Below are 6,472 nucleotides of genomic sequence, written 5' to 3' on the forward strand. Positions count from 1 at the left end.
TGGCAGCACCGAGGAAGTACCCCGAGGAGCTTCGAGAACGAGTGATCCGGATGGCGGTCGATCTGCGGCGTGACCGTGCGACAAGGAGTGGTGCTCTTCGTCGGGTCGGTGAGCAGCTGGGGATCAACCCTGAGACGTTCGGCTTGCGGGACGACCCGATCTGCCGAGTCGAGTGTCCGGGTCAGGAGCCACCGAGCGAAGCGGCGAGCCGCACCGCAACCTCTAGCAATTGACTTCGCCGTCCCGAGGTTGACCAGTCACGGCCCTGCCAGGTGTCCTCGTGCAGTGCGTCGCCCGAATACAGCAACTGCCCGTAGCCCACGTCGCGAAAAGAGCACACGGCGGCCAAAGATGCGGCTTCCATCTCGACCGTAATGCAGCCTTCGGCACGTCGTGCAGCGATCCGCTGGGGAGTCTCACGAAAGTCAGCATCGGTGGTCCAGGTCTTGCCGACACGGTGCGGGATGCCGGACTCAGTGAGCGCCGCGACGGCTCGCTCGGCGACCGAGGGGTCGAGCACGACCTCTCGAGATGGCGCAAGGTAGTGGAATGACGTGCCCTCGTCGCGGATCGCGGCCTGGACCACCAAAACGTCGTCCTGCAGGAAGTCCGGCACGAGCGATCCGGCACCACCCACGGCGATGATCGTGCGGATGCCGGCGGCGATGCCTTGTTCAACGCAGTGGCTGGCGAGCGGTCCTCCCATCCCTGGATGAAAGACGGTTACGGCGGGATCGGTTCTGTCGTAGACGTAGATGCGCCGTCCGCCGACTTCTTCGCTGAAAACGCCGACCTCGCGCAGCCGACCGTCCCGTGCCCAGGTGCGGAGCACGTCAGGAAAGAAGCACAGCACGGCGGTAGGAGTCAGGGTTTCGACCGACGCGGGTGCCCTGGGCGAGATGAACCCGGCACTGCCGTCGAACTCCAGAATGGGAAGGTCCATGTCGGCACGTTAGGCGACGGCCCGCCGACCGTCTTGCTCATTCCGGGCTGCAAGGACCCGCCTGACCATGCCGCTTGGCGTGCGCTCGAAGACACACGCCTCTGCCGCCGCGATCCGCGCGCTCGGTTACCACACCTCAATCACAGAGCTGCCCGGGAGAGAATAGGTCCGTGAACTCGTTCTTCGGCACCGGCCCGACGCCCTGGGACATCGCGGCGAACGGTCCTCGACCACCGGCGCGAGCCTCCGTACGCACCCTGAGCACGAACATAGAGGACGCGCTCATCGGTACCTTCTCCCGCGCTCAGCTGGACTCGCTGCTCCCCGAGGAACTCAACCTGACCTGGGCGCGCGACGACATCGATCCGCGCGACGACACCCTCTCGAAGCGCGACGCCATCAGGGGCTACACCCACGGCTGGACGCTGCCGCAGCTCGCCGGGCTGGCTCGGCGCCTGACAACCGAGTTCGAGCTCAAGTCCAACTGGGCCGAAGAGCTCGAGCTCTACATCGACGCCTACCAGCGCGACGGCGGTGGCGTTGACGGCCCAACCAAGAACCTCATCTTCGCCGCGAACGGCCCGAAGCCCGAGCTCGTGCTGCGGGACGCCTTGAACAACCAGATCGAGATCACCGCGAACGCGGAGTTCTGCCTGGTCTACGACCACCCCGTCCCCCCCGAAGGGCTGTGGCTGTCCCACCTCATCCGCTGGTGGCGCGAACGCGAAGAGGTCCCGGACTGGGTCGAGGACCGCGCCGTGGCTCTGGCCCTGCACGAACGGCTCCGCGGGTCCCTGGCGGACAACCGGGCCGAGCAGGTCATCTTCGACGCCTACGCCGCCCGCTACAAGGAAGGTTTCAACATCCCGGCGCTCATCCCACAGGTCTACCTGCACTTCGACCCGGTGACCCAGCGGGCCCGGCGCGCCGCCGCGAACGGGAGCCCGCTGGCACGACAGCGGATGGACTTCCTGCTCCTTTTCAGCGACCGCCAGCGCGTCGTCATCGAGGTAGATGGCAAGCAGCACTACGCCAAGGGCTCGACGGCCAGCCCCGAGCTCTACTCGCAGATGGTCGCCGAGGACCGCCGACTACGCCTGGACGGCTACGAGGTCTACCGGTTCGGAGGCTACGAGCTCACCGAGAACCCAGACGCACCCACGATGGTGAAGCAGTTCTTCGACAAGCTCGCCGATAATAAGAAGTAGCCCGCCCCAGCTCGCCACCTGTCGCAGAGTGCTCCGGGCCCGACCGTGGCCTCTTTCCGACGGGCGAGGTGCCGATCGAAGGCGCGATGCCCTCGAGGTCGAGGTGTTCGGTGTAGCGCAGCGACGTGTGCTGGCTGCCGGCATCGGAGGGGCACACCAGCGTGCCGGGCTCGATGGGGCGGCCGTGGCGGTCGCGGTCCCACATCGCGATCCGCTACCGATGATCAGAGCCGGCGGCTACCGCTCCCAGGGCGTCGCGATGCATTTGGGGCGGTTCAAGTAGCAACCGACATGGTTTGAATCGTGGCAGGGGACCTGCAACGCGCCGTGGGTCGCAACCTCCGCGCCTACCGCGAAGCTCGCGGCCTCTCCCAGGAAGCGTCCGCCGAGATCGTCGGCGTCCGCCGCACCTCCACGGGCGGGGTCGAGCGTGGCGAACGGAACGTGACGCCCCAGACCCTCGAACGTCTGGCAGCCATAATCAACGTCGATCCGCTGGAACTGCTCAGCTGACACCCTCAGCTGACACCGTCTCGAGCGCGCGGGCGTCTCAATTCCAGCACCCGCGCACCCGGACGCGGGGGGACCGCCGAGACTGCATTAGTCGTCGGGCCGAACGTCCGGCACATCAATTGACCGATTTAGCTTCAGGTTGTTGAAGCAAGCTTCCCAAACCGGCCCGAGCGTCAGCAAGAGTGCTGGGCTCTGCATCGTGCGTGATCCAGTGTGGCCGTGGGTCGTTGGGAGCCGGCTGAACTGCAAACCACGGTTCTGGGGCGGCGGCCGACAGCACAACGTGTCCTTCGCTGAAGTCTTCTCGGTTCCAGAGGCCGAGGTCGGCGCCAGAGCGGTCGAGCATCCGGCTGTCGAAGAGCTGGGCATAGTAGGCGTCTGGCAGGCCGTCCGTGTGGCCCGGACGTTGGTGGGGAACTTCGTAGACTCGCTCGCCGCGTAAGCTCAGGCGTTCGCCATGAACTGCCATTGCGCCGAGTCGTCCGTGACCTATCGTCCCGGTAGTAAGTCCGTAGCGAGGCGGGTGGCTTCGCCGGGTCAGCAGTGAGTGATGGTCCGCGAGCCGCTCAGTCAACGTGCGGCCGGCGTCGTTCTCCGTGAGGGTCAGATAGCCCATCGCAAACACCGCCGTGCGGCCCGTTCGGCCGGTGAGGTTCTCGAAGTGACCGTCCTGCTGGCGGTCCGGCCGATCACCGATGAGGCGACCCAACTCGATCCCTGACGGCGAGGGCTCGCCCAGCTGGATGTCTAGCAGATCACGAGCTTGCCGACTTGTCGGCTGCCACTGCGCGTCGCCTATGTAGGTGAGCGGCCCTTGAGCGGCGTTGACCCACTCCAATGCCAAATCCGCGAGGAAGGACCTCAGAGCCGGTTGGTCGCGCCACACGCAGGGAGACGAGCCTTGCCCGTTGGGGCAGGGTGCAAGACCGTAGCCGAGCATGGTGGTGATGGTCGGTTCGGGACCGTAGGGCACCCAGACGCGTCTGGCTTCTACGTGCAGCCGCAAACGCCCGCTCCAGCTCAATGCGGTGAGGGCTTCACACAAGCCATCCAGGTACTCCGTGGGAGCGACACCCCAGGTTGTCCCGCAGACCCCGATCGCCAAAGTGTCGGCCAGTGGGATCGACACCCTCCCCTGCGAGCCTTGCTCGAACTCGTCGTCCCAGTCGAGCCTGCGGTCGTTGAGTTCTCGAAGCACACGGTCAAGCGCCGCGGCTACGTCTGGTTCGGCGGGAGCATCAAGGAGGTCTATCCACAGATGAACCGTGGTCTGGTCATCGATCGCGTTGACGCCGCCGTCTCCGGCCCAGTGTGACGTAAGGACAGCTCGGTTGTAGGTAACCGTCATACGTCGAGTATCACACCTCGTCACGCCTGGCAAAGAGCCCGTTCGGACTATTGTGAAGCTCTGATAGTGCCGCGACCCTGTGACGCGTAGGTAGGTCTCGGACACAGGGGGAAGTCTTATGCATCACGGGCGCTCGAAAAGGGCTGGCATCGGTTCGGTCCGGAGAGTATCGGCGTTTTGTATCGGGCTCCTGCTGACTGGAGTAGTCGTAGTCCTTCAGCCACCCCCAGCAGCCTCGGTTGCGTCGACGTCACCGACGATTCCATGCTCGCCCGGGGACGTCTCCTCCTACTCAACGACTCGCGACACGGCGGTGGGTGATGCGTGCATCGCTGGGGTTCAGCTGCGGACTCGGGGTCGGCTGCAAGATACTGCTCGCGGCGACAATTCGCTGCCGTGCCTAACTGGACCAATTAGTCAGAATGACAATTACCCCTCTGCCAACGCATGTGGTGGGCAGGGGCTCGAAGCACTGGCGCAGGCCCGACTCGTAAATCGTGCGAATAGCGACGTGAATGTGCGAGCAGCGCTTGGTATCAACTGGACAGACACAGGGAGCGGGGTTGAGCCCGGCATCCAGTGGGAAACCTCTCTGCCTAGGACCGGGGAGCGCGATCTAAGGCCAGACTTTCTGATCTTCAACCCGACCACTCCCAACGCCGTCGTGCTGATTGCAGAAGTCAAGGTGCGCAAAAACCCCACGGATTCGAGGTTTGCTAACGTCTATCGTGATCAACTGCGTAAGTATGTCAGGTGGTGGAACGACCGTTCTGAAGCTGCTGGCGCGGAGCTCTTGGACGTAACCGGGTACGAAGACAGGTTTTCCGTGTGTGGGGTCGACTACGAAGTCGGTGCCGAAGACCTCACTCTCGATGAGAGCGACCACGACCCTTTACTAGGTGACGACGCGAATGCCCTACTGGTGGTGCAGAGGGTTGAGGAGGGTTCAAGCACCTCGACAGTCGAGCAGCGACTCACGCCCGGCGAGGAGCCGATCACGTGCCCACAGTCGGTGCCAGAGGTTGGCGACGGTCCCTACGGTGACGGCGACGGCGAGACAGATCCCGATGCGCCGGTCTGGGGCAACGACAACTACGGTGGTGTGCGGTGCGCCGCAGATCTCTTCCAGTCGCAGTACGAAAAGCTGACTAACTACGTACAAACCGCCCCGAGTCCGGCGGGACTTGCACGAAGCATTGTCCAGGAGCTCTCGGATCAGTGGGACGAGCCGATTGCGGATCGCTGTCCGCCGCCGGGCGGAGGGTGGGGCGATCCGCACCTCACATCTCTGGACGGGTTGTCATTCGAACTACAGTCCGTCGGCGAGTTTCAGCTACTCAACGCCCCGGCTGTCGGTCTGGACCTACAGGCACGGTTCGAACCCTGGGGCGGGTCCGGCCAGGTATCGGTGATCAGCGATCTGGCTTTCAGTCTCAATGGATTCTCTGTCGAGATGGATTCGCAGCACGGGATACTCGTCGACGGCGTGGCCTACTCGATCGCCGACGGTGCCGCGTTGTACTTCAATGGCGGCGCTTTCATCGGGCGGAGAGCAGCGGACTATTACGTGTTCTCCCCGCGCGCTCAGTCGCGGGGCGTCATCTTCAGCTGGGGCAATCACGCCGTGCGGGTCATTGCTGCTCCGGACTTGCCCACTTCCGGATTGCTTGGGAACAACCGACGGCAACCCGGACAATGACCTGAAGACGCGAGAAGGTGAAGCGCGTGATTCGGTCGATGCAGGGTTCCTGCACACCAGGTTTGCGCAGTCATGGCGGATCGACCAGTCCGAGTCGCAGTTCACCTATGGTCCGGGCGAGTCGACGGAAACGTTCACAGACCGGCTGTATCCGGAGACGGTTGTTGACTTGGACGAGTTTCCAGTTGACGAAGTCGAGGACGCGTTTGACACGTGTGCCGCAGTTGAGGCGGGATCAGCACGGGACGGATGCGCCCTGGACGTCCTAGTCACTGGCACGACTCAATTCCTCGACGCGGCACTCAATGCGTCGTCGGCGCCCGTATCGGCCCTGCCCCTTGAGCTCGATGACTCCGGACCTGCCGTGGTGGAATTCGCCAGCACAGTTCCGCTGAACTTCGCTCCCGCGAGGCGTATGGCCATCGAGGGCGTGGGCGAGATGGCAGGACCGCTCCCGAGTGGTGCGGTCTACGAGTTTGATCTGCCGGTGATCGCCAATCACGCCAGCGTGGCGGTCTCCATGGACTTCGTAGTGAGTGGTGCTCTGACCCGAGCAAGGGCGAGAGGGTTGAGCCTGCAATTCGGACGATACGGCGACACTGACACCATCGCCGTAAGTCGGGCCGGGGCGGTTGCTGACACTGGGACAGTTGCATCAACTGGCCAAGGCGTGACCCCTGACGGAACGCCGTGGAAGCGCTATCGCTACACCACGACCGTTCCGGCGGCGGCTGTCACGCTGCCCGGTGAAGTGGGGTCAT

6 protein-coding genes are annotated in these 6,472 nt (G+C 64.1%); 4 read left to right on the forward strand and 2 right to left on the reverse strand.

Annotated features, from left to right (window positions below):
- Window positions 1–181: 181 nt before the first annotated feature.
- On the reverse strand, window positions 182–943 hold the full coding sequence (locus JWN68_RS15330) for a nucleoside phosphorylase (RefSeq protein ID WP_297740441.1): 762 nt from the start codon (window positions 941–943) through the stop codon (window positions 182–184).
- A 170-nt stretch (window positions 944–1,113) separates the two neighbouring features.
- Here JWN68_RS15330 and JWN68_RS15335 point away from each other — a divergent pair, with 170 nt between their 5' ends.
- The gene (locus tag JWN68_RS15335; RefSeq protein WP_297740443.1) at window positions 1,114–2,151 is read left to right on the forward strand and encodes a hypothetical protein; all 1,038 of its coding nucleotides are present in this window, start codon (window positions 1,114–1,116) and stop codon (window positions 2,149–2,151) included.
- Between the two features lie 303 nt (window positions 2,152–2,454).
- Window positions 2,455–2,664, forward strand: a complete 210-nt coding sequence (locus JWN68_RS15340) for a helix-turn-helix transcriptional regulator (RefSeq protein ID WP_297740445.1) — start codon at window positions 2,455–2,457, stop codon at window positions 2,662–2,664.
- 115 nt (window positions 2,665–2,779) lie between these two features.
- Here the strand turns inward: JWN68_RS15340 and JWN68_RS15345 are convergent, their stop codons facing one another.
- On the reverse strand, window positions 2,780–4,012 hold the full coding sequence (locus tag JWN68_RS15345) for a hypothetical protein (protein ID WP_297740447.1): 1,233 nt from the start codon (window positions 4,010–4,012) through the stop codon (window positions 2,780–2,782).
- A 517-nt stretch (window positions 4,013–4,529) separates the two neighbouring features.
- Here JWN68_RS15345 and JWN68_RS15350 point away from each other — a divergent pair.
- Both JWN68_RS15350 and JWN68_RS15355 read left to right on the forward strand, forming a co-directional pair.
- Entirely contained in the window at window positions 4,530–5,711 is a 1,182-nt protein-coding gene (locus tag JWN68_RS15350; protein WP_297740449.1) for a hypothetical protein, read from the forward strand.
- A partial coding sequence (locus JWN68_RS15355; protein ID WP_297740451.1) for a hypothetical protein occupies window positions 5,680–6,472 on the forward strand: 793 nt, incomplete at its 3' end. The genes JWN68_RS15350 and JWN68_RS15355, both read left to right, overlap by 32 nt.

Origin of the sequence: Nocardioides sp., assembly GCF_025964975.1 — a bacterium.
Lineage (GTDB): Bacteria > Actinomycetota > Actinomycetes > Propionibacteriales > Nocardioidaceae > Nocardioides.

What these genes read in the sequence shown, in the direction of transcription:
- JWN68_RS15330 (WP_297740441.1), bottom strand. Translation starts at nt 943, where the DNA reads ATGGACCTTCCCATTCTGGAGTTCGACGGCAGTGCCGGGTTCATCTCG.
- JWN68_RS15345 (WP_297740447.1), bottom strand. Translation starts at nt 4,012, where the DNA reads ATGACGGTTACCTACAACCGAGCTGTCCTTACGTCACACTGGGCCGGA.